Below are 24521 nucleotides of genomic sequence, written 5' to 3'. Positions count from 1 at the left end.
CGTGCTCAGCCGGGGAGTTGGAATCGGGCGTCGTGCAGGGCTTTCCAGGCGCGGCCGGATTTGCGGGGGACCTGTTGTTCCAGGTAGCGGCGCAGGCGGGCGAGGTCGTCCGGATCGTCTTTGGCGGCGGTGCCCGCCAGGCAGTGCACGATATCGGCGCCGTCGCCGGGTTCGCCGCGCAGGTACCAGCCGCGCAGGCCGACGGCGTGGGCCACCGAGACGGCTTCGGCGGTGCTCATGACCGAGGACATCCGGTCCAGGGCAGCGCCGGATTCGGTGGCGCCGGTGCGCAATTCGCGAAACGCGGTGACCAGGACCTCGAGGACATCGCGGGGCGGGGCCTGGGGGACACCGGATTTGCGCAGCAGGGCTTGCGCTTCGGCCTCGACCAGGGCCAGCTCCGCAGTGAAATCGCTGATGGGGAAGACGGTTTCGAAGTTGAAGCGGCGTTTGAGGGCGGCGCTCATATCGTGCACGCCGCGGTCCCGGGTGTTGGCGGTGGCGATGACATTGAATCCCGCTGTCGCATAGACCATCTCGCCGAGTTCGGGCACCGCCAGGGCGCGGTCCGACAGCAGCGACAGGATGGAGTCCTGCACTTCGAGGGGGCAGCGGGTGATCTCCTCGAAGCGAACGATCTTGCCGTCCCGCATACCGCGCATCATGGGTGCCGGCACGATCGAACGCTCGGACGGACCCTCCGATACCAGCAGCGCATAGTTCCAGCCGTAGCGGATCTGATCCTCGGTGGTGGCCGCACCGCCCTGGATGGTGAGGGTGGAGTCACCCGAGATCGCCGCCGAAAGCAGTTCCGACAGCAGCGATTTCGCGGTGCCCGGTTCGCCGGTGAGCAGCAGCCCGCGGGTGGTGGCCAGGCTCACCAGCGCCCGATCCACCAGCGACGCGTCACCGACGAACTTATTGGCGATCCCGAGCTCGGTATCGCCGACGATGAACCGTTTGGCCGCATCCACACTCAGGGCCCACCCGGGCGGACGCGGTGCCGTGTCGTCGGCGCGCAACCGCTCCAAATCCTGCGCCCACCGCAGTTCGGCGGGCGGGCGCTGCATCTTTTCGGTGGTGCTCACCGGGTTCCTTCTTCCAGCCAAGCGATTTCGCGCAGGAGTTCCGAGGCGGTGACGGCGTCGAGTTCGCCGAACCGGTTGTCGGTGTGGTGGCGGGCCCACGCGGACTCCTCGCCGGTGGTGATCATGACCGTGATCTGCTGTTCGGGTTGTCGCAGCAACTCGCCCGCACTGATTCCGGGATCGAGTCCGACCACTGCCGAGTGGTCGCCCGCCAGGACGCGGAAGATCTCGTGGATTCGTGCACCATCCATGGTTTCGCCCAGCTCCCAGCCGGATCGGGTCATGCCCAGGATCTTGGTGGTCGGGACGACGAGACCCTCGAATCGAGCGAGGGTCGTGGCGTCGCGATCCTGTTCGGTGAGTCGATACACGGTGCGGCTCAGTTGTGGGAACGGTTGTAGCAGTTCGTAATCCGCGAATACTCCGGTCCAGGTGGGCAGGCTGTCGATCAGGTGCATGGGATGTGCGATACCGACCATGGTGTCGTCGGTCAAGGTGATCGGGTCGTCCTCGGCGTCGGCGAGGGTGCCGTCCTCGGCGATCCGGAAGGACGCGGTGGCATTGCCGTCCCGGTCGAAGGCCGCCCAGACCAGGCGGCGGGCCGACTGTGCGCTCAACGGGTGTTCGATGAACAGTTCCCGATACTCTTGCGCCGTCCATCGGCGACTCCGGACCATTGCGCGTTCCAGCCGCTGAACCTGTTCGGCGGCAATTGCTTTGAGATCCTTCTTGAACCCGGCGAAGGTCTTGTACGCCTCGGGTGCCAGTACCGGATCATCCTTGACGCCGGGTTTGGGCAGGCTCTTCACTGTTTTGCCCTGGGCGTCGGAGATCGTGGGCCGCAACTGTTCGTCGACGCCGATCAGGAAGCCGCGCGGGCCGTAATCGAGGTGCAGGGTGCCGTCGGCCGCGAGTCCGAAATCCGGGACCAGGCGATCGGCCAGCTCCTCGGTGGACATGCCCTGCTCCTGCGCCACCTGCGTGATCTTCTCCAGCGCTTTCACACGCAGGCCCTTGAATTTCACCTTTTCGGCGATCTTGTTGAGCTGCCGCAGCGCCGAACCACTTCCGATGGCCGTGAGTACGTCCAGCGCGGCGACCGCGCGGGCGTGCGCGCTGTCGGCAGGCCAGGCGCGAATGTAGGGGGCCAATGCGCGCACGGTGTCGTCATTGCCCCAGATGCCGAGGGCTTGCAGAATCCAGCCCTGCGCCGGGGGATATCCGGCCAGCTCCCAGGTTTCGAACAGATCCCAGGTGAACTTCGCGAGCGAATCCGGGTCCGCCAGCTCGGTCAGCCGCGTGCTGCCGGGGTACTCGCCGTCCGGTGTGCCGAGCGCGAGCATGAGGCAGACCGTGGCGACGGCCTGCGACGGCAGGGCGCCACCGTTGTCGCGCAGGATGATCGGCGCCAGTGCGGACGGGGTGAGCCAGGCAGGCAGCGCGGGCATTACCGGTGGGAGTTGCAGCAGCGGGTCCGTGGACAGCTCGGCCTCGATCGCCGTCGCGGCCGCCGTGCCCAGATCCTTTGCGGCCGAGAGCAACAGCTCACGATGACCACTGTTGTCGAACGCCCGCAGCACACTCCATGCCAGCACCCGCGGCTTACCCGGCTTGCCGAGTGCGGCGGCGATGAGATCCGGTAGTGCGGCCGCCAAGTGGCGTTCGAACCAGGACCGTGCGATCGGACGGCCGCGGTTGGTGCTGTAGAGCCGGGTCATCAAGGTAGTGACCGAGGTTCCGGTGACCGGCAGCAGTACTTCGGCGGTGTCGTACGGATACTCTTGTACCGCAGCGACTGTCGCGTCGGCCATGTCGCCGCCGTAACGTCCGAGCAGGCGCCGCAGCATATCGGTCCGTCCCGAGTAGGCGTAGGGAGCCAGGGTATCCAGGTGTGGAGTGACAAGCTCGATCGGCGCGAACGCGAAGATGTCCAGCAGCTGGTAGCCCCCGACGTACTGCTCTCCGGCCAGGTGCTGCGCCAGCGCCTCCTCCCATCCGATGCTCGGGGGACGGTGGTGTGTCGGCTTGTTCGCCCATTCCTGTTGCTCGCCGGGTAGCCAGGCGAGCGCGGCCGGATGTGCAGTGCCGAGGTTCTTCACCACCGTGGGTGCGGTCCTGGTGATGCCTCGCTCCCACGCGGGTGCGCGCAGCAGTTCGGGCAGCTCCTGCATCGCGAGAGTGTCGGGTCGCTGTGCGGCCGGGGCCACGGAATCTGTTGCGATGTAGGGGTATACGCGCATCAGGTGGCGCAGAAATGTGTCGATCGAGGGTGTGCGCGGGGTTGTCGCGCTGAGCAGTCGATGCGCGCGGCAGGGGAAGCGCAGCATCGCCTCCAGCAGTGCGCCCCGGACCGTCGGCCACGCGGCGCGCCGCACGAGAGCGTCGAATGCGGTGTCGGTGGGCAGCTGTGCCAGCATCGCGGCAACGGACCGCTGATCGTCGGCACTGAGATGGCCGTTGTCGAACACATTCACCAGATAGCCCGTCGCGGCAGGTCCGGCGTGCACCAGCGCGCGTATTGTCTCGACGCGACCGTAGAACGCCGCACCGTAGACCTGGGCCGGCAGCGGCTCGGGCGGCGTATTCGCGTGCACCGCATTCGGATACAGGTACCAGAGGTAGCCGAAATCGTTCAGGGTGCTGGATCGCAGATCGCTCGCCAGCCAATCCGGCTGTGCCGGAATCAGATACGAGGTCGCCATGCGCATCGGGAGTGAACCCGATTCCCGGCAGCCGGTGAGGCGGTCGACGATCTGTGCGTACTCGGCGTCCGGCACGGTGCACAGGTGTGCGCGCAGTCGCGCCAGGACGGCCATCGCGGCCTCGGCGGGCGCACCTCCGTTCGGAGTCCACTCCGCCACAAGCTGATGCTCCTGGTTCACCTTTCGCTTGCGGGCGACGAGTCCGGCGAAGAGCGTCGCGGTCTCGGCCGTCACCTCCGCGCCGTACCCGGTGATCCACGCATCGGCGAGTCGAAGCAGCAGCCTCGGCTTGACATACCGCTCATCGGCCACGAATGCCGCCAGTGCACCGGTCACCGCGAGACCGAGGGGCGTCGCGGTCTCCGGTACTTCGATCGCGGCACGGGCCGCCTGTGCCAGGTCCTCGTTCCCGTCGGCGGCCGTGGCCTCCACCGCTCGCAGGACCTGTTCTTCACTCACCCATTTCCGAAGGGCGGTAAGCGCATTCGCCTCCGGCGGCACGGCTGTCACCGGGCCGTGGCCGCGATACGGCGCCGCCTTCTCCCACCACTCGTCCGGCACGATCCAGGCGTTCTCATCGGTGCGTTGCAGATTGTTCACGGAGGTTCTCCGGGTCAGTTGCCGGCGAGCGTGGTCAGCTCGCGCAGTAGTTCGGATGCGGTGATCGGCGGGAGTTCGCCGAAGAGCAGGGAGGGCCCGGTGTTCCACTGGTTTTCGTTGCCGGTGGTGGTGAGTCGCAAGGTGATCTTCTGCTCATCCCACTCCATGGCCGCACCGGCGATGATGCCGGGCACGAGATCGACCACCGCCGAGCGGTCGTCGCCGAGCCTGCGGAAGTATTCGCAGGACACACCGCCGTCCACGACCTCGCCGCGCTCCCAGCCGAATCGGCTCAGGCCCAGTATCTTTCCGGTGGGTACCGGGACATCCTGGAGGCGGGGGAGCGTGCTCAGACCGCCCTCCTCCGCGGTGAACGCGTAGGTTTCGCGCTGCAACTGCGGGAAGGGTTGCAGGATCTCGTAATCGGCGAACAGCTCACCCCATGTGCCGAGCGAATCCGGCAGGTGCAAGGGGTGTGCCAGGCCGACCAGTGCTCGATCGGAAATGGTGACGGTCTCGTCCGAGGCGTCGGCGTAACTGCGGTCCTCCGCTATTCGGAAGGAGCCGGTGGGCGCGCCGTGCTCATCGAAGGTGGCCCACACCAGTCGGCGGGTCAGATGCCACAGCAGCGGATGGTCCACGAAGAGGCGGCGATGTTCGGCGGCCTCCCAGCGGCGGCCGGTCACCATGGCCTGCTCGAAACGCCGAATCTGGTCGGCGGCAGCGGATTTCACATCCTTCTTCAGCAGGGCGAAGGACTTGAACGCGGCCGTTGCCGACTCCGGATCGTCCTTGATGCCGGGCTTGGGCAGCGACTTGCGTGACGCGCTGGCCTGCCAATGGCCGTCCGCATCGCGAATCGCGTCGGACACGGTCGGTTTGAGCTGTTCGTCGAAGCCGATGACGAAGCCGCGCGGACCGTAATCCAGCGCGAGCGTGCCACTCGCGTCGAGCCCGAAATCGGGCACCAGCCGGTCGGCGAGCTGCTCCGGTGTCAGGTCCAGGGCCTCGGCGACCTCGGTGATCTTCTCCTTCGCCTTGGTCTTGAGCCCGGTGAACTTCGCCTTCTCGGAAATGCCGTGCAACTGCATGAGCGCCACATCGGTGCCGAGCGCGGTGAGAATATCGAGTCCGGCGACCGCGCGCGCATGCGCCGCCTGGCCCGGCCACACCCGGATCATGGGGCCGAGGCGACGGGCGGTCTCGTCATTGCCGAGCAGGCCCAGCGCGTGCAGCACCCAGGCATCCTTCGGCGGATATCCGGCAATCCGCCAGGATTCGAAGACGGCCCAGGCGAATTCGGCCAGCGACTCCGGGTCGACGGCCGCTGTGATCTGCGCGACCCCGGCGTAATCGCCACTCGGGCCACACAGGGCCAGCATGAGGCACACATTCAGGGCCTCTGGAGCGGCCAGGACCGCGCCGGAATCACGCAGGGCGAGCGCGGGAAGGTGTTCCGGGACAAGCCAATTCGGCAGTGCGGGCATGCGGGCCGGAAGCTGGTCCAGTGGATCGGTATTCAGCGTGGCGGTGATCGCGGCGGCCACCTGATCGCCGAATGTCGTTGCGGCGGAATCGATGGCGTCGCGATGGCCACGCTCGGCCAGCGTGCGCAGCGCCGCCTCGGCGTACCTGCGATCCTTGCCGGGCTTGGCCAGCGCCGCCGCGATGAGCACCGGTATCGCGGTCGTGTGGTTCCGGTCCAGCCAGGCCAGCGCCGGCGGGCGGGTCCGCTTCCCGTCCAGTCTGCTGATCATGGACATGGTCGTCGTGCTGCCGGTGATGGGGGACAGCAGATGTGCGAGATCGGACGGATTCTGTAGTGCCGCATGCAATACGAATGGAATCGCAACCTCGCCGAAGCGTCCGAGAATCCGCCGCAGGGCGGGCTCCGAACTGTAATACCGTTCGAGTCGCACGGTGTCCAGATAGGGCAGTGCGAGTTCTTCCGGAGCCAGTGCCAGCATGCTCATCATGGAGCCGTGGCTGCGGCGTGCGCCGCGGGCGAGGCTCGCCGCCCAATCCTTGTCGTTCTCCCGCCAGACCTCGACATGCGTCTGCGCCCAGTCGGCCTGTTCGCCCGGCAACCAGGCCAGTGCGTCCGGAATCGGTTGTGCGAGATCGGGAATGGTCACCGGCTTGGTCTTGGTGCGGGTGCGCTGCCATGGCACCGCGCGCAGTACCTCCGGCAATTCCGCCGCGCCGGCGGTGCGTGATCGATCGGGGTCCAGGAATGTGGTGGACTCCGGGAGTTGGGTGACCAGCGCAGGGCACGCGATCGCGATCGCGCGCAGAATCTGCCGGGCCAGCGCGGATTTCGCGGCATGCGGCCGCAGCAGGCGCAGTGCGCGATGCGGGTATTGCTCGGCGGCCTCCGCGAGAACCGCTGGTATATAACGTTGTTCGACTCGTGCCAGCAGGGCGGAGAATGCTTCATCGGAGGGCAGGCAGGCCAATATGCGCGCGAGTACGAGCGTCTGCTCACCCTCCAGTTCGCGGTCGTTCAGCATCCGGTCGATCGCTGTGACGCAGTCCGGGCCGAACCGTATGACGGCGGTGGCGAGCAGTCCGGCGGCCGAGCCGTAGAGGAATTGATCCGCCGAGAACGCTTCGGCCAGTCGCTCGAGGTCCGCGCGGTCCCCGACCGAGGCGGTCAGCAACAGGAAGCGGCTTTGGTAGTCCAGATCGTCGGGCGTGAGGGCGCGCAGATCGGCTTGCACCCAATCCTGTTCGGTGGGCGCGAGGAATGAGGTGGCGATGCGGACCGCCAAATCGCCTGGTGTGACTCGCAATTCGGCCAGCCGGGCCACCGCCGCCCGGTACTCGTCCTCGGGTGCGGCCGCGAGCCACGCGCGCATCCGGACCAGGGTTTCCGGTGCGGCGGAATTGCCCGGACGATCGGCCGGAATTCGGCCGACCCGGTAGGTGTACACCCGCGTGCCGCTGTGCCAATCGGAGTTTCTGATCAGTCCGGCCTGCAGGGCCGCGGCCTCGGCGGCGAAGACCACGCCGTGCTGCTGCACCCAGGCATCGGCGAGGAAGGGTTTCGGGCTGTCCGCGCCGTCGAGGGCGACCGACAGCACCGCCGCGCCCAGGGGTGAGCAGGTCGAGAAGTCGGCGACCGCGGCCGCCCCCGCCGCCGCCAGGTCGGGAAGTTGGGTGTCGGCGAGGGTGTTCCGCACCGTATCGGCGTGCGTGGCAAGCCTTTCGGCCTGCTCGGCGATGGCCGTCGCGTGCGGTAGTACCGGTTGCGGCGGGGTGATGCCGCGCACCGGGAATGCCGCTGCTGACCATTCGTCGGGCACCACCCAGAGATTCTCTTCGGCCGGTGCGGCCTCGGCATTAATTGCAACGTCGAGCATGATTCCCCGAATCCGTGAAGCGATTGACAGCAGCGACTGTAATCGGACACTCCGACAGGGATTCGGGGGATCTGTTCTGCCGGTGGCTACTTCGCGGCGACGTGCGCCAGGCGGACGCTCGCCGCGCGTATTGCTGGGCATACCGGTGGATCACCGCGGCGGGTTGACTAGAATTCAAGTACTCGACGTTTCGGACAATCAGCTGTTTCGACCCTCCCGAGGGGGGCAATGGCCCAATGATCACCGTCAGACTCGCCGCCTTCGCCGCGGCCGCGACCCTCACCGGCGCCCTGTTCACCGCGAGTTCCGGCACCGCCGAGGCCTATGGGCCGTGGTCGTGTGCCCCTGGCAATCCGCTGCAACCCACCGCCGAACTGTTCGGCACCTGGAATACCGACACCATCACCGATCCCGCCGATGCCCGTCTGAACGACCCGCTCACCCAGTTCGAGCTGGAGGTGAACCTCACCGCCGCAATGGAACTCGGTCTCACCGTGCACTCCGAGCCCGTCGACGGCGTGTTCTGGTCGGAGCAATCCCGGCAGATCAGCTATGCACCGGCGCGCCGTTTCGAGCTGGCCTGCACCGGGCGTGACAACCTCTGCTGGATAGCCGATGATCTTCGCGTCCGGTATCACCAGGAAGCGGTGCTGGGCATCGAATACCTCCCTGAAACCGACCCGCGTGCGGATGGCTTCGTCATTACGGTCCCCGGTGTCGACCGAACCCGCCTGCATGACGCACTCCTGGCCGATCCTGTAGCCCGTGACCGCATCGGCGGTGGGTGGGTCGCCGAGGACGGCGCCCTGATCCTGGTCGCCGACCGCTCCGACCTCGACGAGGTGCAAGCTTTCCTCAAAGGTATTGGCGCCCAATGGGATCCCTCCGCCCTCCGCTACGGAGACCGTCAACTGGTCACCGGCTACTGCGCGCCCGGCATCTATTTCTGAGCGACCCTCAACACAATGCGTGGTCGATCAGGGCACCGGCCGCGTTCTCCTGTTCCAGGATGTGTTCGGGGGTGTCGCCGCGCGCCTCGGATAGCGAGACCACCGCGCTTCGGTGGCCGTCGTCGGTGACGCCGTTGAGGGTGATGTAGCCGCCGTCCCCACCCTCATGACTCCAGTAGGTGCCGCCGCAGCTGAGCGGTCGTTCCACCAGGCCGAGCCCGTATCTGCCGTTCGGCCACATCTGCTGGACTTCCGCGCTCACGGGGATGGTCTGTTTCATCTCGGCCAGTTGGGCTTTCGGCAGCAGGCGGCCCGCGAGCAGTGCGCGGAAGAAGCGGTTCTCGTCACGGGTGGTGGTGACCCAGGCGAGGATTTCGTCCGCCGGTACCTGGTCGGTGACATCGACCCGGGAATCGGGACCGAAGAGCTGGTATGCCCGCGCATGTGGGTCGGGCAGGATGGGTGAGGTGCCGACCCACCGGGTCCGGTCGAGGCCGAGTGGACGCAGAATGCGGTCTTCGATCTCCTGATGAGAGGGTCGGCCGGTGGTGTGCTGGATGATCATGCCGAGCAGGACATATCCGGTATTGGAGTACCCCCAGCTCGTGCCGGGAGCGAAGTCCGGTGCGTGCGTCATGGCGCGCGCAACCAGCTCCTCAGTGGTGTATACGTCATAGCGCTGCTGGTAGTACTCCTCCGGCGTCGTATAGCCGGGCAGGTCGTCGTGAATGCCGCTGGTGTGCTGCAACAGCTGGCGGATGGTGATCCGACTTCCGTCATTCCCATTGCCGCGCACCACTTCCGGCAGCCGGCTCTCGACGGTGTCATCCAGCGACAGCCTGCCCTCGCCCACCAGTTGCAGCACCACGGTGGCAATGAATGTCTTGGAGGTGCTGGCCATCCGGAAGTATGCGTCGGAAGGAATTGGGCCGCCGGTGTCCAGATCGGCGGTACCGCTGGTGGCGACCAACTCCCGACCGTCCGGTGTGATCACCCGAGCCTGTACGCCGCTGATACCGAGCGCGTGGATCGCCTCGGTGTCCTGCCGCAACCGCTGCGCAGTGGATATTCCACCGGGTTCGGCGGCGGCGGTACCCACCTCGGCGACGAGCAGTGCCGCGACACCGAACGCCACGCCGAGGCGCTTCCGAAGAGTCGAAGTCATTGCCTGAACGCTAGTTTCGGCCCGATCGGAGCGCTTCCGGGCGCACCCCCGAAATCGGTCTGGGTGATATCCCCGAGTCCGGTGAACTACTCTCTGCCCGTGAAGATCGATCTGGTTTCCGACTCCGTGTATGTCGTGGCCGGGACGAACGTCAACTGGGCGTTGGTCAGTGATGGGTCCGGGGTGACGGTGATCGATGCCGGATATCCGAGTGATAGCGATGCCGTGCTCGATTCGGTGCAGCAGATCGGGCATCAGCTCACCGATATCGCGGCGGTGCTGATCACTCATGCGCATCTCGATCACATCGGTGCGATTCCCACGCTTGTCGAGCGGGTGGGGATGCCCGTGTACACCGGGGCCGAGGAGGTCCGGCATGCCAAACGTGAGTACCTGCAACAGATTTCGCCGATGGGGATGATCAAGCAGCTCGCAAATCAGCGGGGTCGCCGGTGGGTCGCGCACACGGTGCGGGCGGTTGTCGGGCATATCGGAATGACGGTTCCGTCGGCGTCGGCCGGCGACACGGCGGCCTTGGCGGCATTGCCGGGTGGGCTCGTCGCGATACCGACCCCGGGGCACACCTCCGGCCACACGGCGTATTTGATGCCGTCGGAGGGCGTCCTGTTCTCCGGCGACGCTCTCGTCACCGGGCATCCGCTGCTGGCGGATCCAGGTCTGCAATTGCTGCCGTCGGTGTTCAATCACGACGAGGTTCGTATGCGTGAAAGTGCGCTGGGATTGGGGATTCAACCGGCCAGAATCCTCGTTCCCGGGCATGGTGTGCACACCACCTTCGATGCGGTGGAGCTGGCGAATGCGCTGGGGGCGTCGAAGGGTTAGTCCGGGGTGTGGCGGCTCGGCCGGTGGTCGAGCCGCATCACCCTGGTTGCTATTTCCCGGCGGCGCGGGCCAGTTCCTCCGGATAGCGTGCTCCGGCAATGGCGTTGGCCGGGGCCGCTGCCTCGATACGCGCCAAATCCTCAGCGCTGAGCGTGATATCGACCGCGGCGACATTCTGCTCCAGGTAGGTGCGCCGCTTGGTGCCCGGAATCGGCACCACATCGTCACCACGGCTGAGCACCCATGCCAGGGCCAATTGCCCTGCGGCGACACCCTTTTCCTCTGCGAGCTCGCCCAGTGCGGCCACGATCGCGAGATTGCTGTCGAGGTTGCCGTCGGCGAACCGGGGGAGCCGGCGGCGCATATCGTCGGCGGGCAGTTGGTCGGTGGAAGTGATCGAACCGGTGAGGAATCCGCGTCCCAGCGGTGAGAACGGGACGATCCCGATACCGAGTTCCCTTGCGGTGGGCAGGATTTCGGCCTCGATATCGCGAGTCCACAGCGACCACTCACTCTGCAGTGCGGTCACCGGATGCACCGCGTGCGCCCGCCGAATCGTCTCCGCCGAAGCCTCGGAAATACCCAGATACCGCACCTTCCCGGCCTGCACCAGCTCCGAGAGCGCACCCCAGGTCTCCTCGACCGGCACATTCGGATCCACCCGATGCTGGTAGTACAGATCGATGTAATCCACCCCCAACCGTGCCAGCGACTCATCACAACTCTGCTTCACATAGGCGGCATCCCCCCGAGCCCCCATACTCCCGCCCGCACCCCACACAATCCCGAACTTGGTGGCCAGCACCACCCGATCCCGCCGATCGGCAATAGCCCGCCCCACGAGCCGCTCATTGGTCTCCGGCCCATAAACATTGGCCGTGTCCAGCATGGTCACCCCAAGCTCGAGCGCCCGATGAATAGTCGCGATCGACTCCTCATCACTATCGCGAACCCCATAAGCCTGGCTCATCCCCATGCACCCGAGCCCCTCGGCGCCAACCGTAAGCTCCCCGAGCTTTCTGGTCCCGATCATCCTGAACTCCTCCAAGTCGAAGTCGGTCTCCGGGCCGAAACCCGCTCACCACCGAACCTACGACCTGGAGCACACTCCAAGTCAAGCGCCCGAGTTCGCCCCCGGCGAGTCGAACCTCCCCCCAGCGACAGCCGCCGCAAACACCCCCCACTCCCGCACCCCGAACACCAGCTCGGGCCCACCCGGCGACTTGCTGTCCCGCACTCCAACAGCCTCGTCGAGGAACGCCACCTCGACACACTCCTGGCCGCCGGAGCTATAGCTGGACTTGAACCAGCGCATGTGATCCTGATCAGCGATCACTTTCGATCTCCCTTGCTAGCTCGCGTAACACGTCTCGGCTCGGGTTGGCATCCAGTGCGGATTGCTGAACCTTCAGAAAAGCTTGCCGATACTTGTCGACGTCTGTTGACCGCTCAAAGTACATGCCGCCGGTGAAACTCTCGGCGAAGATCACGGTCGGCTCGACCGGTCTGCCTCTGGGATCGGTGGCGAATTCGAGAATGACGAACGACGGCAACGGCATTCCCAGGGGGTACCCAGCTCGGTAGGGCAGTACCCGAATGCTGATGTTGTCGCGGGTGCTCAGGTTCGCCATATGCCGCAGCTGTCCCGCCATAATGTGGCGATCGCCTACACGCGTACGAATCGCGGCCTCGTGTAGTACGAAGGAACCACTGACGGGCTTTCTGTTTCGTAGCAGGACCGCCTGCCGCCGCATCCGAACCTCGATCCGCCGGTTCAGTTCGTTGTCGGTGTCCTGGTGGAAGTAGGTGCGATCGAGGGTGCGTGCGTAATCTGCCGTCTGAAGTAGGCCGGGAATGATCAGAGGTTGATAGATCGTCAGGGTCCGCGCTGAAGCCTCCAGTCCCACATAGAGATTGAAATTAGCCGGAATCAGGTCGCCGTAGGCGTGCCACCATGACCTGGCCGGAGCTTGCTGGGCAAGCCCTTTCAGCGCCGCCGCCTTCTCATCGTCGATGCTGTAGAGCTGGCATAAGCCATCGATCTCGCGCACGCGTATGCGCCCGGTTTGTCCCTTCTCGAGCCGTTGTAGCGTGCTCTTCCCCCACTCCATGAGGTTTGCGGCTTCCTCGATGGTCAGATTGGCTGCTTCGCGTGCCTCACGTAGATACCGGCCGAGCTGCCGACGAGGCAGCGTGCTGCTCTCTTGCTCAGACATTTGGACCCATTCCGGGACGACGTTTTGGACCGTTACGGGAAAAAGTGTGCGCCCGAACCGGGTCTGATGCAGGCACTTTGGGTCGGTCGATTCGGGACATCGATTTGACCGGTCCATTGCGCCGGTTCGGGAGTGTGCTTATTCCAGGTCAGGCGCACGACGCAGGTCGTGCGATCGACTGATCCGAATTCCGCGACAGGCACTAGTCGAAGGTGGTCGAGATGTCCTGGGATGCATGGGCTTTGCTGGCGATCCTCGCGCTATGTGTCGCCGTAATCGTGTGGTTGTGGTGGGGCTTCTACTGTGAGGCGCACCGGCCCGATGATCTTCTACGGGTCGAGATCGCCGGCGGTGGGCATCTGTCCATCGCGCGCGGTACTCGGTTTCGCGGCGGTCGGCATCGCGCCCGACGGCATCGGATCTACTGGCCGACAGTGCATCTCACCTACTCCTGAGAGAGGTTGAAGCATGACACCCGCCGAGGTCGCGGTCCTGGCCGCGCTCCATCCGAACCGCACATTGACCGCCATTCAGATCCAACAGGATTCGGCACTGACCAGCTGGCGCACCCGTAATGCCCTCGCCCAGTTGGAAGCTCGGGGACTGATCCTGCCCACTCGTATTCGCGGGCGTTGGCGCATTACGACTCGGGGACGGGTGGCACTCGCGGCCAAGGGGCGGCGGTTCGGATGAGGGGGAGATCGGCTGCCGCCGCAAAGGTGATTGCGATCCACAATCGGTAGATCTACGCTGAATCAGACCGATTGCAGAATGCAAGCAGATCCTGGAGCGGCGTATGCCGACCTCACACCCCAGACCGCGAGCGGAAAAGTGCTGTGGCACTTCACCATGTCCCTGGACGGATTCGTCGCCGGACCCAACCACGAGATGGACTGGATGACCGGCATCGCCTTCCACCCCGGCTGGCGCGGCGGCGAAGGCATCCGCCTCTACGACAACCCCGGCACCACCCCCATCCGCCTACACCAACTCGGCACCCCCAACCCCACCGCCACGCTCAACGTCCGCTACCACCCGATCACTCCACCGACCGGCTGACGGAGTCATTGGCCCCCGACTACAGTCCGATTGGTGGGAAACAAGTTCGGGGCTCGCGCAATCGGTGCGAGCGTCTACTTCAGCAATGGCGGCACCGAAGTGTTCTTCGATGTGATGGCGCTGGCTGGGACTCCGATCGCGCGCACCCCTTGGGAACAGCACCTGGTCCTGTACTTCTGCGATTTCGGCGGGCGCCAAGGGCGCGGAACCGACGGCTTCGACTTGGACGAAATTCCGTGGACCGGGGATCGAGGCGAATACAGTTTCTTCACCCGCACAATGCGGCGTGCCCTGCGGCGCGACGGCTGGCATCGACTCCACTACGAGCCCGTCAATATCGAGTCCCTGCAAGCCTTCGCCGCGATGCTCGAAGCTTTCTCCCCGGCACCGGTCGACAACTCGTGGATGGGCGACTGGGCGGTGCCCCCGAATCGCTGCTATCTCGAAATATGCTCTCGCCACAGCATTTTCCACGGCGAACTCGAATGCCGCCTCTGCGACACCGGCTTACAACCCTCCGACGCCCCACTGGTCTGGACTCTCACCAGCAGCCGTAACGCCGACGGTGTTCTGGTAGACCGTGCCCTGCATCAAATCCCGGCCGAGTGGGCCGCCCGCGCACTCGAATTCCTGTGTACCCCAATGAGTTTCGACAGCAGGGCCTGCTGCGTCCGAATCGCCCCCGCCGTGACCGCCGAACTGGCTGCCCTGCTCGGCATCTGCCTGGACCCGACGTACGACAACTGGCTCTCCACCGTAATCGCCTGATCCGGCGTATTCGGCCTAGGTCGGTCTCACGAAGCTGGACGTGCGATCAGGGGGTGATGATGTCGCGACTCGCCGCGGAATCGCGGCCATGAGTACCCCCTGATCGCGCGTCCAACCCGGAGGGCGCAATGGTGGATGCCATAGTGGTCGGATGGGCGACATGGCGACTGTTGCGCAAGCGTTCGAGCCTCTATTGCATGCCGCGGTGGGGCGTGAATCGCCGGTGCGGTTCGAGTTCTGGGATGGGAGTGCCATCGTCCCGGCGGGGGAGTGTGCCGGGGTGATGCGGGTGCGATCGAAGAACGCGTTGCGTCATTTGATCTGGGCGCCAGGGGAACTCGGGTTGGTGCGGGCACTGGTTTCGGGGGAGGTGGATCTCGAGGGTGACATTTTCGTCCTGCTGCGGGCGTTGCAGTCGACCGCGCCTCGCGATGCCCGACTCGGGCTGGACTCCGCGTGGCGGGCACTCGGCGCGGCCCGGCAATTGGGGGCGGTCGGGCGCCGACCGGAGCCGCCGCCCGAGGAGGCCCGGCCGGTGCGCGGCGGACTGCACACCAAAGGCCGTGACGCAGCGGCCATCAGCCATCATTACGACGTCGGCAATGACTTCTATCGGCTGGTGCTCGGGCCGAGCATGACCTACTCGTGCGCACGATTCGTCGGACCGGATGACGACGGGCACAGCGGCGCGGACCCAGCCGTGTCGCTCGAAGGCGCGCAGCGCGCCAAACATGATCTGATCTGCCGCAAACTGGGTTTGGGCGATCGTCGCGGTATGCGCCTGCTGGATGTCGGATGTGGTTGGGGCGCAATGGCAATGCACGCTACGGCCACCTATGACGCCCAGGTTGTCGGCGTCACCATCAGCGCCGCCCAGGCCGAACTCGCCCGCGAACGTATTGCCGATGCGGGCCTGTCCGCGCGTATCGAAATCCGCCTGCAGGACTACCGCGATCTGCGTGGCGAGGAATTCGACGCCATCTCCTCGATCGGAATGTTCGAACATGTCGGAACAAAAAGGGCCGCAGCATATTTCGACACCCTGCGCACCCTCCTGCACCCCGAAGGCCGCCTGCTCAACCACGCCATCTCGTCCCCGGGTGGTTCGGTCATGGGATCCCGATCCTTTGTCGGCCGCTATGTGTTCCCCGATGGCGAACTCCTGGATGTGGGTGAAACCATCCTCGCCATGCAGCGCGCCGGATTCGAAGTCCGCGATGTCGAATCCCTCCGCGAGCATTACGCCATCACCCTCCGGAATTGGGTGGCAAACCTGGAAAGTGCTTGGCCGCAAGCGGTCTCGATGACCAGCGAGGGTCGAGCCCGAATCTGGCGCCTCTATATGGCCGCCTCCGCCCTGGGCTTCGAAGACGGCGGCCTCGGCCTGCATCAGGTGCTGGCTGTCGTACCGAACCCGGACGGTCGTACCGGTATGCCCGCAACCCGCCGCGCGTGGAGCTGACCGCAAACCGATCCCCGCAAGGTGCCCGGATCCGGTCGCGAGATCAGTTAGCTTGGAATAAGCCCGCCGGTGCCGGCGTTCGGGGCATTGGGTCGAGGGATGGAAAGTAAGCGACAAATTTTGTTACGGAAAGGATTTCGCGACATATGGCGATGATCAAGCGGGCGACTACTGTACTCGGGGTAGCGGCGGCGGCGTTCGCGCTGACCATGGCGGGGCAGGGGGTGGCCTCCGCTTCGGGCGTTCTCGAGGCGAACAATGCCGACTTCCTGGACGGCGACACCCTGTACTTCTCGGATTCGGGCCGCACCAACTGTGCGATTCACGCGAACGGTGATGTCGGCTGCGACCTCACCCCGGGCATGAATCTGTGGGGCTTCATTCCGATCAGCGATGTCGTCATCGACGGCTCCGGCCTGCCCGCCCATCCGACCTTCGGATTGACCGGGCAGCACGGCCGACCCGGCAGCCGCTGGCTCAGCGACGTCCCGCGCCCCGACGGAAACGTCTACGCGGGAACGCATTTCGACTACGCGGGCGTCAGCTGCCTCGGCGGTCAGCCCCGCGGTGGCGGCCTCACCTGCACCTCGAAGGGCCACACCTTCACCCTGGGCATGAACGTTCAGATCAGCTGATCGACCGCTGACAGCGCTGTGCCCGTACGGATCCGCAGATCCGTACGGGCACAGTACGTTTGGCGCCGAGTCGAACTAGACCGTGGCACCCACGCGCAGAGCGTGCGGCTCGATCGCACCGCGAATAATCGCCCGCTCGTCGATGGTCTCCGCCTTGTAGGGCAGCGTCGGCAGCGTGGCGGTCATCTTCGCGACCGGATCCGCGATCGCCTTCGGAGTACCGAAGATGAAGGTCCATTCGTGCTCATCGCTCACATACGGAACGACGGTCTCGAACAGGTTGTGGAACCGGGTCCACGAACGCTTCAGAGTTTCATTGCGCCACATGGTCTGACAGCCGGCCTGAGCCGCGAGCACACCACCCTCGGCCAGGATCGCCTTACAGCGGTTGAGGAAGTCGTCCTCGTACAGGCGATTGTGCTGCGCGTCCTCGACCCGCTCGTCCGGGAGGTCGATACAGATCATGTCGTAGCGCACGCCCGCGGCCTCGGCCTTGGCCAAGAAGTCCCAGCCGTCGGCGTAATGCATCTTGATCGGGCCGTTGTGCGCGACCGCCTCGGCCAGATCCGCCTGCGAGTAGCCGTAGGGGAGGTGCTCGGCGCACAGCTCCACCTCCAGCTGATCGATATCGACGTGATCGACGAGCGAAGCGCCCGCCGCCGCCGACATCTGCGACGCGACGCCCTCGCCGGAACCGATAATCAGCACCTTGTCCAGCTTCTCCGCCAGCGCGTACCCGGGGACCAGCATGGCCTCGTGGTAGGTGAGCTGCGAGAACTCGGTGGACTGACGATCGTCGTCGGAGAACAGCGACAGGCCCTGCTCGGTCTTGGCGATCACCATGTGCTGGAACGGAGTGTTCGTGTCGACAACGATCTCGGACATGTTCCACACGCGAGTCAGACCATCGCCGACCGGCTCATGAATACGGCGCGCGCTGTGCCCGCGCTGGATGACCTCCATATTGACGGTCCCCGGCGAAAGCTCCTGCTGCAGTAGCTCAACCGCCTTGGTGGCGCCGGAACCGATACTGCCGCAAGTGAATACGTCGACGAAGATATCGCCGGACTCGGGGTAGGTGTGGATGGAGGCGTGCGACTCGGCCAGCAGTGCCAGGATGGTGACACCTTGCGGCTCGAACTGCTTGCGCACGACATCACAGATGGTCACCCCCGCGGCGACCAACGATTTTCGAAGTGCGGCTTCGAGTCGTTCCAGGTCGTTGCAGAGGGTCGCATCGACACCACCGAACTCGGCCAGCACATGCCAGCCGGTGAATTCTGCCGTCATGGCTAAACTCACTCTCGCTCAGCGCCAGTGACATGAACAGTCAAAGGCGGAAAACCGTTGAAGGACACCGACGAATAGCTCGCCGTATAGGCGCCGGTCTCGAGGATTCGAACTGAATCACCGGCTCGCAACGTGGTCGGAAGTAGGACACGCGTGCGCTGATACAGTACATCGTCGCCGTCGCAGGTCGGACCAGCGACGACCGCCTCGGCCACCGGATCGTCATCGCGATCGGTCTGGAAACGGTAGGCGATGTACTCGTTCTCGGTTTCGGCCATGCCGTTGTAGCGACCGATATCGAGGTATATCCAGCGCCGCCCGTCCGGCGCCTGGCGAACATTCACCACCTCGGAGTGGATCACTCCGGTGTTACCCACAAGGGCGCGACCGGGTTCCACGATCAGAGCGGTGTATTCCGGGAGATGGCGGGTGGCGGCCGCGGTGATGACCGCGCCCAGCTCATCCACGCCGGGAGCCGCATCGGCGTACGAAATCGGTAGTCCCCCACCGATATTCACCACCGATACGGGAATGTTCTTGGCCACCAGCGCATCCGCGATAGCGCCGGCCTGTTCGATACCGATCTGCCATGCGAGCGGGTCCAGCTGCTGCGAACCCACATGGAAGTACGGGCCGCCGGCCCGCAATCCCAGATCGTGCGCGCGCACCAGCAGCTGCGCGGCTTCATCGGGCGCGCAACCGAACTTGTTGCCGAACGGCGTCTGCGACTGCGGAGCCGAAGCGAGGAATCGGCACTCGACCTCGGAGCCCGGTGCATGCTCGGCAATGCGCTGTAGATCGTCCTCGGTGTCGAAGGCGAAGCGGCGCACGCCCGCGGCGTACGCGGTGGCGATATGGCCGGCCTTCTTGATGGGATTGCCGTAACACATGACGGCCGGATCAACCCCCTGCGCCAGGCAGAGTTCGATCTCACCGACGCTGGCTACATCGAACTCAGCGCCTTCGGTGTCGAGCAGCCGGATGATCTCCGGTAGGGGACTCGCCTTGACGGCGAAGCGAATTCGCGCGGTGGGTAGCGCGGCGTGCAGGGCGCGGTAGTTGGCGCGCACCAGGTTGAGGTCGACGACGAGGCAGGGCGACTCGCGAGAGTTTGAAACGGTCAATCTAAGGGAACTCCCCACTGTTCGGGCCGTGCGAAACGGCCTCGGGCAACAGCCAGCGAGAATAGCAGCGGTTGGCGTCGGAAAACGAACTGGCGAGCAAACGACTAGGTCACCTTAACGCCGAAAGGCCGCCCGAAGGCGGCCCCGCGACCTTACGAGAGTGTGACCACCTCAGCCCGCCGAGATGCTCACCTCGTCGAATACGACCTCGCCCGCCGCATCGGATTCGGCCAGGTCAACGACCGCGTTGATACTCCAGCCATGGTCCCCGGCGGGGTCGTCCAGGACCTGCCGCACATGCCAGAACTCGCCCCGCTTCTCCACCTGGAACAGCTTCGGGCCGCGCGCGTTGGGGCCGGTGCGGATTTCGTCGTACTCGGCGAAGTAGGGCTCGAGTTCGGCCTCCCAGTCCAGCTCGTCCTCGAAATCGTCGAGCGTGTTCCAGTGGTGCAGCGCGGCCAGGTTGACCCGCCGGAACAGGGCGTTTCGGACAAGTACCCGGAATGAGCGCTCATTGGCGGAGATGGGACGTACGGATTCCGCACCGAACGCCAACTGTTCGGTATCGGTCTCCGCGCCCGGATTGGTGAGCTGCTCCCACTCGTCGAGGAGGCTCGAGTCGACCTGGCGAATCAGCTCGCCCAGCCACTCGGTGATGTCGTCCAACTCCTCGGTGCGCGCCTGCTCGGGCACGGTGCGCCGCAGCGCGCGATACGCGTCGGCGAGATAGCGCAGCACCACGCCCTCCGACCGCGCCAGCTCGTACTGTGACACCAATTCGGCGAAAGTCATGGAGCGCTCGACCATTTCGCGCACCACGGACTTGGGTGCGGGCTCGAACTCGGACACCCACGGGTGACCGGCCTTGTACGTCTCGAAGGCCGGCAGAATCAGCTCTTCGGCGAGGGGCTTGGGCCAGGTGACCTCTTCCAGGAGCTCCATCCGCTCCTCGTACTCGATCCCGTCGGCCTTCATCTCCGCGACCGCCACCCCGCGCGCTTTGTGCTGCTGCCCCATCAGCAACTGCCGCGGATTCTCCAGGGTCGATTCGATGAGCGTGATGACATCGAGGGTGTAGGTCAGCGACTCCTTGTCCAGCAGTTCGAACGCGGCCAGCGCGAACGGTGACAGCGGCTGATCGAGCGCGAAATCACGTTGCAGATCCACCATCAACCGGGCATGACGGCCGAACTCGTCGGGCTCGTCGAGCTGCTGCACCACACCCGCGTCCCGCAACGCCCGATACAGCTTGATGGCCTTGAGAATGTGCTTACGCTGCGCCGCCCGCGGTTCGTGATTGTCCTCCAGCAGATGTCGCATGGCGTAGAAGCAATTGCCCTTGCGCGCAATGACATTCAGCAGCATGGCATTGGTGACATTGAAGCGCGACAGCATGGGTTCGGGGGAGGCCGAGACCAGCCGGTCGAACGTCTCCTCGGACCAGGAGACGAAACCCTCCGGCGGCTTACGCTTCTGAACCTTCTTGAGCTTCTTGGGATCATCCCCGGCGCGGGCGATGAGCCGGGCGTTCTCCACCTCGTGCTCGGGAGCCTGCACCACGACCGTGCCCATGGTGTCGAATCCGGCGCGACCGGCGCGACCCGAAATCTGGTGGAATTCACGGGCATTGAGCCTGCGCGTACGCACGCCGTCGTATTTGGTGAGCCCGGTCAGCAGCACGGTACGAATCGGCACATTGATGCCGACGCCGAGAGTGTCTGTGCCACAGACGACTTTGAGCAGTCCGTCCTGGGCCAGCTTCTCCACCAGCCGCCGATACTTGGGCAGCATGCCCGCGTGATGCACGCCGATGCCGTGCCGAATGAACCGCGACAGCGTTTTACCGAATCCGGTGGCGAACCGGAATTCGCCGAGCGCCTCGGCAATCGCGTCCTTCTCCGCCTTGGACGCGAAGTTCACGCTCATCAGCGCCTGCGCGCGTTCGATGGCCGCGGCCTGCGTGAAATGCACGACATACACCGGCGCGAGACTGGTGGTCACCAGATCTTCCAGGGTCTCGGGGATCGGCGTGCGCACATACGAAAAGCTCAGCGGCACAGGCCGTTCCGCACCGGACACGATCGCCGTGTCATTCCCGGTGCGCCGCCGCAGATCCTCCGCGAAGAAGTCGACCTCACCGAGCGTCGCCGACATGAGCAGGAACTGCGCGCCCGGCAATTCGATGAGCGGCACCTGCCACGCCCATCCGCGATCGGGATCGGAGTAGTAGTGGAACTCATCCATGATGACCTGGCCGACATTGGCCTTCTCGCCCTCGCGCAACGCCAGATTCGCCAGAATCTCCGCGGTCGCGCAGATGATCGGCGCATCCGGATTCACCGCCGCGTCACCGGTCACCATGCCGACCCGATCCGCCCCGAACACCTCGCACAGCGCGAAGAACTTCTCGCTCACCAGGGCCTTGATCGGCGCGGTGTAGTAACTGCGCTGCCCGCGATTCAGCGCCGCATAATGCGCGCCGATCGCAACCAGCGACTTACCCGACCCGGTGGGCGTGGCCAGAATGACATTCGACCCGGTGAACAGCTCGAGCAACGCCTCCTCCTGCGCCGGATACAGCGTCAGGTCCTGGGAGGTCGTCCAATCGGTGAAGGTCTCGTACAGCCAATCCGCGTCCACATCGGGTACGGCTTGATCGGGGACGAGTTCGGATAGCTGCACGCCACTACGTTACTGGGCGATCTGCCCGGCTCCGCCCACGGCGGGCAGCTCGCCTCCGCTATCGGTGCGACTCGCCGCTTTCATCGCCCTCGCTGAACCCCGACTGTTCGGCCAGGAACTTCTCGAACTCCGCGCCCAGCTCATCACCGGTGGGCAGATCCGCGTCCGGTGCCAGCAGGCTGGACTGGCGTTCCTGCGCGGTGACGAAGCTATCGTACTGCCGCTCCAGGGCCTGCACGACATTCTCCACCTCGGAGTTGCCGGAGATGTGCTCGTTGACCTGCTCGCGCACCCGCGCGGCCGCTTCACTCAACGCCGCCAAAGGCAGTTCCAGCCCGGCGTTCTCGGCCACATTCTCCAGCAGCGTCTGCGCCGCTTCGGGATACGCGGTCTGGGTCAGATAGTGCGGCACATGCACCGAGAAGCCGACCGACTCATGCCCGTGCTGCGCCATCCGGTACTCCAGCAGCGATGACGCACTCGCCGGCACCTGCAACTCACCCGGCCAGCGCTGATGATCGCCGATGAGATCGCTGTCACTGGCATGCGCGGTCACACCCAGCGGGCGGGTATGCGGAATCGCCATGGGAATCGCGCTCAAACCGATGGTCCGTCGCACGCCCAGCTGTTCGGCCAGCAAACGCACCGCGGTGACGAACTTCTCCCAGCGCAGATCCGGCTCCAGGCCGGACAGCAGCAGGAAGGGTGTCCCCGCGGTGTCCTTCACGGCCCACAGATTCAGCTCGGGCTCGGTGTATTCGGAGAAGTGATCGGTCTTGAACATCATTAGCGGGCGGCGAGAGCGGTAGTCGAGCAACTCGTCCATATCGAACGAGGCGACCAGTTCGCTCTCCAGGCTTTCGCGCAGATGCGTGGTGGCCAGGCGAACAGCGTGCCCGGCATCGGTGAAACCCTCCAGCCCGTGCACCAGTACGGGACCGGCACCGTCGGCCGACGACAGTTGCGGAGCCGGAAACTCCAGCTCGTACATTCGCGACTCGTAGTCCATCGCGTACTCCTTCCTGCGTGGCCCACCTGCGCGACCCGTTACCCATTGTCCCTCATGCGCCGACAGGTCGTGCATCGCCCGCACCCCGGCTGCAACGCGGTACACCCGGACACGCATTCCCGACGGCTCGCCAGGCGGCGTGGCATTCGGTGTGAACAGCAGATATTCGGCATAGTGGACGGGTGACCGTGCCGGATTCGTCGGGTCGGCAGGTGGCTTGCGCGCCCTGCCCTACGCCCACTCTCAGGTTGTCCCGAATGTCCTTCCGCCCCGTGGGGATCGCGATAGCGGCAGTAGTACTGGCGGGCTGCGGCGACAGCACGATATCCGGCAACCCGACGGCTTCGCAGAGTTCGGTCACCATCGTGCACACCGACAGCGGACTCACCCGGCTGCTGCCCGGCGCATCCCAATTTCCTTCCCACTACGAGGCGGTGACCCTGCCGGTCGATGCGGCGGGCCAGGCCGCCGGCGATCTCGACGGTGTACTGCCCGGTGCCACCATCGATCCTGCCACCTGCGCACCGCAGGCCCCCACCGCCGGACCCGTGGTCATGGTCGGCACCGACGACCACGCCCGCGCGACCCTCACCGTGGAACTGGTGCGCACCGATCAGAATCTCGCCACCCTGCGAGATCAGTTGCAGCGCTGCGGAACCGTGAAGGTCGCGCGCGCTGGCGCCAACGCAACCATCACCACCGAAATGGATCCGCCACCGCCACTGGACGCCGACGACACCCTCGCCCTGCGGCGCACCGTCAGCTCCGAATCCGGCAGTGCCGGCATGACGCGGCATATGCAAACCCTGCTCGGCCAGATCGGTGATGTGCGAATCAATGTCACCTATATGTCCTTCAGCGATGGCAAGGCCGACGCCGAGTCCCTCGATACCCTCTTCACCACCGCGGTGACCAAGGTCCGCAAGGGCTGAAACCCGCGCGGGAGGAGCCGACCCCTGCCTGCCCGGCTCCCGCGCACCGAATCAGCAGGCCGAACCGGTGCCCGAACCCGAACCCGCGGAGCCGCTGCCCGCCGAACCGCTTCCGGCGGAGCCGCTTCCGAACGAACCACTCGCGGAGCCGCTACCGCCCGAACCGCTGGACGAACCGCTCGGCAGCAAAGAGCACAGCGAGTTCGGCGCGCCGACCGGATAGACGATGGTCGACATGGACAGGCCCTGCCGCACCCCGATGGTGTAGCTGCCGGTCGCGGTCGGATGCCAGTCGATCGAGGCCGTCACCACACCGGAATTGGCTGCGGGCGTGACGGTTCCGATGCTCGCGCCATTGATCAGGAACTCGACCTGGCCGAATTTGTTGTCACCGGAGAGTCCGGCGATGATCGAACAACCATCGGCCACGGTGCACGATTTGCCCGGAATCAGGCCGATCACGCTGATATCGGCGATATCCGCGGCGGCGGATCCGGCCAGCAGCGCGGGGGCCGCGAGGGCGGTGAAGGCGGCGGCGGTGCTCACCCTCAGAAGTGTTCTCGTCATTGCGTAATTCCTTCCGGCACCACCGACGGGTGCCGGGCGGACTGTAACAGCGGGGCACCCTCCGATT

At 65.4% G+C, this 24521-nt stretch carries 21 protein-coding genes; 9 read left to right on the top strand and 12 right to left on the bottom strand.

Going from position 1 to position 24521, the window contains the following annotated elements:
- Positions 1–5 precede the first annotated feature (5 nt).
- From GFY24_RS20005 to GFY24_RS43775, 3 genes are read right to left on the bottom strand one after another with little or no spacing between them, the layout of a single operon-like run.
- A complete protein-coding gene (locus GFY24_RS20005) occupies positions 6–1070 on the bottom strand; it encodes an AAA family ATPase (protein ID WP_153806720.1) in 1065 nt (354 codons plus the stop codon).
- A gap of 14 nt (positions 1071–1084) precedes the next feature.
- Positions 1085–4390, bottom strand: a complete 3306-nt coding sequence (locus GFY24_RS20000) for a DUF4132 domain-containing protein (RefSeq protein ID WP_153806588.1) — start codon at positions 4388–4390, stop codon at positions 1085–1087.
- 14 nt (positions 4391–4404) lie between these two features.
- Entirely contained in the window at positions 4405–5481 is a 1077-nt protein-coding gene (locus tag GFY24_RS43775) for a DUF4132 domain-containing protein (protein WP_375336070.1), read from the bottom strand.
- Positions 5482–7988: 2507 nt separating this feature from the next.
- On the opposite strand from GFY24_RS43775, the gene GFY24_RS19990 reads away from it, so the two are divergent.
- A complete protein-coding gene (locus GFY24_RS19990; protein WP_153806586.1) occupies positions 7989–8702 on the top strand; it encodes a hypothetical protein in 714 nt (237 codons plus the stop codon).
- A gap of 7 nt (positions 8703–8709) precedes the next feature.
- Here GFY24_RS19990 and GFY24_RS19985 read toward each other — a convergent pair whose 3' ends face one another.
- On the bottom strand, positions 8710–9867 hold the full coding sequence (locus tag GFY24_RS19985; protein ID WP_153806585.1) for a serine hydrolase: 1158 nt from the start codon (positions 9865–9867) through the stop codon (positions 8710–8712).
- A 99-nt stretch (positions 9868–9966) separates the two neighbouring features.
- On the opposite strand from GFY24_RS19985, the gene GFY24_RS19980 reads away from it, so the two are divergent.
- Positions 9967–10710: an MBL fold metallo-hydrolase gene (locus GFY24_RS19980; protein WP_309231075.1), complete on the top strand. Its 744-nt coding sequence runs from the start codon at positions 9967–9969 to the stop codon at positions 10708–10710.
- 49 nt (positions 10711–10759) lie between these two features.
- On the opposite strand, the gene GFY24_RS19975 is transcribed toward GFY24_RS19980, so the two are convergent.
- From GFY24_RS19975 to GFY24_RS19965, 3 genes are all read right to left on the bottom strand, one after another.
- Entirely contained in the window at positions 10760–11743 is a 984-nt protein-coding gene (locus GFY24_RS19975) for an aldo/keto reductase (RefSeq protein WP_153806584.1), read from the bottom strand.
- An 81-nt stretch (positions 11744–11824) separates the two neighbouring features.
- Complete coding sequence (locus GFY24_RS19970; protein WP_375336067.1) at positions 11825–12046, bottom strand: DUF397 domain-containing protein; 222 nt, start codon at positions 12044–12046, stop codon at positions 11825–11827.
- The gene (locus GFY24_RS19965) at positions 12036–12926 is read right to left on the bottom strand and encodes a helix-turn-helix transcriptional regulator (protein ID WP_153806583.1); all 891 of its coding nucleotides are present in this window, start codon (positions 12924–12926) and stop codon (positions 12036–12038) included. Before GFY24_RS19965 ends, GFY24_RS19970 begins: the two co-directional genes overlap by 11 nt.
- A gap of 221 nt (positions 12927–13147) precedes the next feature.
- On the opposite strand from GFY24_RS19965, the gene GFY24_RS19960 reads away from it, so the two are divergent.
- The 6 genes from GFY24_RS19960 (at position 13148) to GFY24_RS19935 (ending at position 16850) form a co-directional block, all read left to right on the top strand.
- Positions 13148–13381 (top strand): hypothetical protein, encoded by a 234-nt coding sequence (locus tag GFY24_RS19960; RefSeq protein WP_153806582.1) that lies wholly within the window; start codon positions 13148–13150, stop codon positions 13379–13381.
- Positions 13382–13394: 13 nt separating this feature from the next.
- On the top strand, positions 13395–13619 hold the full coding sequence (locus tag GFY24_RS19955) for a hypothetical protein (protein ID WP_153806581.1): 225 nt from the start codon (positions 13395–13397) through the stop codon (positions 13617–13619).
- 78 nt (positions 13620–13697) lie between these two features.
- Complete coding sequence (locus GFY24_RS19950) at positions 13698–13985, top strand: hypothetical protein (protein WP_153806580.1); 288 nt, start codon at positions 13698–13700, stop codon at positions 13983–13985.
- A gap of 33 nt (positions 13986–14018) precedes the next feature.
- Positions 14019–14753 (top strand): hypothetical protein, encoded by a 735-nt coding sequence (locus tag GFY24_RS19945; RefSeq protein WP_153806579.1) that lies wholly within the window; start codon positions 14019–14021, stop codon positions 14751–14753.
- A 151-nt stretch (positions 14754–14904) separates the two neighbouring features.
- On the top strand, positions 14905–16215 hold the full coding sequence (locus tag GFY24_RS19940) for a class I SAM-dependent methyltransferase (RefSeq protein WP_375336066.1): 1311 nt from the start codon (positions 14905–14907) through the stop codon (positions 16213–16215).
- 146 nt (positions 16216–16361) lie between these two features.
- Positions 16362–16850: a hypothetical protein gene (locus GFY24_RS19935; protein WP_153806577.1), complete on the top strand. Its 489-nt coding sequence runs from the start codon at positions 16362–16364 to the stop codon at positions 16848–16850.
- A 75-nt stretch (positions 16851–16925) separates the two neighbouring features.
- Here GFY24_RS19935 and speD read toward each other — a convergent pair whose 3' ends face one another.
- The 4 genes from speD to GFY24_RS19915 all read right to left on the bottom strand — a co-directional run bounded on the left by speD (position 16926) and on the right by GFY24_RS19915 (position 22955).
- Positions 16926–18140 (bottom strand): adenosylmethionine decarboxylase, encoded by a 1215-nt coding sequence (gene speD, locus GFY24_RS19930; RefSeq protein ID WP_153806576.1) that lies wholly within the window; start codon positions 18138–18140, stop codon positions 16926–16928.
- A gap of 8 nt (positions 18141–18148) precedes the next feature.
- A complete protein-coding gene (locus GFY24_RS19925) occupies positions 18149–19264 on the bottom strand; it encodes a type III PLP-dependent enzyme (RefSeq protein WP_153806575.1) in 1116 nt (371 codons plus the stop codon).
- A gap of 171 nt (positions 19265–19435) precedes the next feature.
- Complete coding sequence (locus GFY24_RS19920; RefSeq protein ID WP_309231074.1) at positions 19436–21946, bottom strand: DUF3516 domain-containing protein; 2511 nt, start codon at positions 21944–21946, stop codon at positions 19436–19438.
- A gap of 58 nt (positions 21947–22004) precedes the next feature.
- Positions 22005–22955: a PAC2 family protein gene (locus GFY24_RS19915; RefSeq protein WP_153806574.1), complete on the bottom strand. Its 951-nt coding sequence runs from the start codon at positions 22953–22955 to the stop codon at positions 22005–22007.
- A 257-nt stretch (positions 22956–23212) separates the two neighbouring features.
- Here GFY24_RS19915 and GFY24_RS19910 point away from each other — a divergent pair, with 257 nt between their 5' ends.
- Positions 23213–23887 carry a DUF5642 family protein gene (locus GFY24_RS19910; RefSeq protein ID WP_153806573.1) on the top strand — a complete coding sequence of 225 codons (675 nt, stop codon included), beginning with the start codon at positions 23213–23215 and terminating at the stop codon, positions 23885–23887.
- A gap of 51 nt (positions 23888–23938) precedes the next feature.
- Here GFY24_RS19910 and GFY24_RS19905 read toward each other — a convergent pair whose 3' ends face one another.
- Positions 23939–24454, bottom strand: a complete 516-nt coding sequence (locus GFY24_RS19905) for a hypothetical protein (protein WP_153806572.1) — start codon at positions 24452–24454, stop codon at positions 23939–23941.
- Between the last annotated feature and the right edge of the window lie 67 nt (positions 24455–24521).

Source organism: Nocardia sp. SYP-A9097 (assembly GCF_009649815.1).
In the GTDB taxonomy this organism is placed as follows: domain Bacteria; phylum Actinomycetota; class Actinomycetes; order Mycobacteriales; family Mycobacteriaceae; genus Nocardia.
This window is presented reverse-complemented; position numbering and strand designations above follow the sequence as displayed.

What these genes read in the sequence shown, in the direction of transcription:
- GFY24_RS19985 (WP_153806585.1), bottom strand. Translation starts at nt 9,867, where the DNA reads ATGACTTCGACTCTTCGGAAGCGCCTCGGCGTGGCGTTCGGTGTCGCG.
- speD (WP_153806576.1), bottom strand. Translation starts at nt 18,140, where the DNA reads ATGACGGCAGAATTCACCGGCTGGCATGTGCTGGCCGAGTTCGGTGGT.
- GFY24_RS20005 (WP_153806720.1), bottom strand. Translation starts at nt 1,070, where the DNA reads ATGCAGCGCCCGCCCGCCGAACTGCGGTGGGCGCAGGATTTGGAGCGG.
- GFY24_RS19955 (WP_153806581.1), top strand. Translation starts at nt 13,395, where the DNA reads ATGACACCCGCCGAGGTCGCGGTCCTGGCCGCGCTCCATCCGAACCGC.
- GFY24_RS19975 (WP_153806584.1), bottom strand. Translation starts at nt 11,743, where the DNA reads ATGATCGGGACCAGAAAGCTCGGGGAGCTTACGGTTGGCGCCGAGGGG.
- GFY24_RS43775 (WP_375336070.1), bottom strand. Translation starts at nt 5,481, where the DNA reads ATGCAGTTGCACGGCATTTCCGAGAAGGCGAAGTTCACCGGGCTCAAG.
- GFY24_RS19905 (WP_153806572.1), bottom strand. Translation starts at nt 24,454, where the DNA reads ATGACGAGAACACTTCTGAGGGTGAGCACCGCCGCCGCCTTCACCGCC.
- GFY24_RS19940 (WP_375336066.1), top strand. Translation starts at nt 14,905, where the DNA reads ATGGGCGACATGGCGACTGTTGCGCAAGCGTTCGAGCCTCTATTGCAT.
- GFY24_RS19935 (WP_153806577.1), top strand. Translation starts at nt 16,362, where the DNA reads ATGGCGATGATCAAGCGGGCGACTACTGTACTCGGGGTAGCGGCGGCG.
- GFY24_RS19990 (WP_153806586.1), top strand. Translation starts at nt 7,989, where the DNA reads ATGATCACCGTCAGACTCGCCGCCTTCGCCGCGGCCGCGACCCTCACC.
- GFY24_RS19965 (WP_153806583.1), bottom strand. Translation starts at nt 12,926, where the DNA reads ATGTCTGAGCAAGAGAGCAGCACGCTGCCTCGTCGGCAGCTCGGCCGG.
- GFY24_RS19910 (WP_153806573.1), top strand. Translation starts at nt 23,213, where the DNA reads ATGTCCTTCCGCCCCGTGGGGATCGCGATAGCGGCAGTAGTACTGGCG.
- GFY24_RS19950 (WP_153806580.1), top strand. Translation starts at nt 13,698, where the DNA reads ATGCAAGCAGATCCTGGAGCGGCGTATGCCGACCTCACACCCCAGACC.
- GFY24_RS19960 (WP_153806582.1), top strand. Translation starts at nt 13,148, where the DNA reads ATGTCCTGGGATGCATGGGCTTTGCTGGCGATCCTCGCGCTATGTGTC.
- GFY24_RS19915 (WP_153806574.1), bottom strand. Translation starts at nt 22,955, where the DNA reads ATGGACTACGAGTCGCGAATGTACGAGCTGGAGTTTCCGGCTCCGCAA.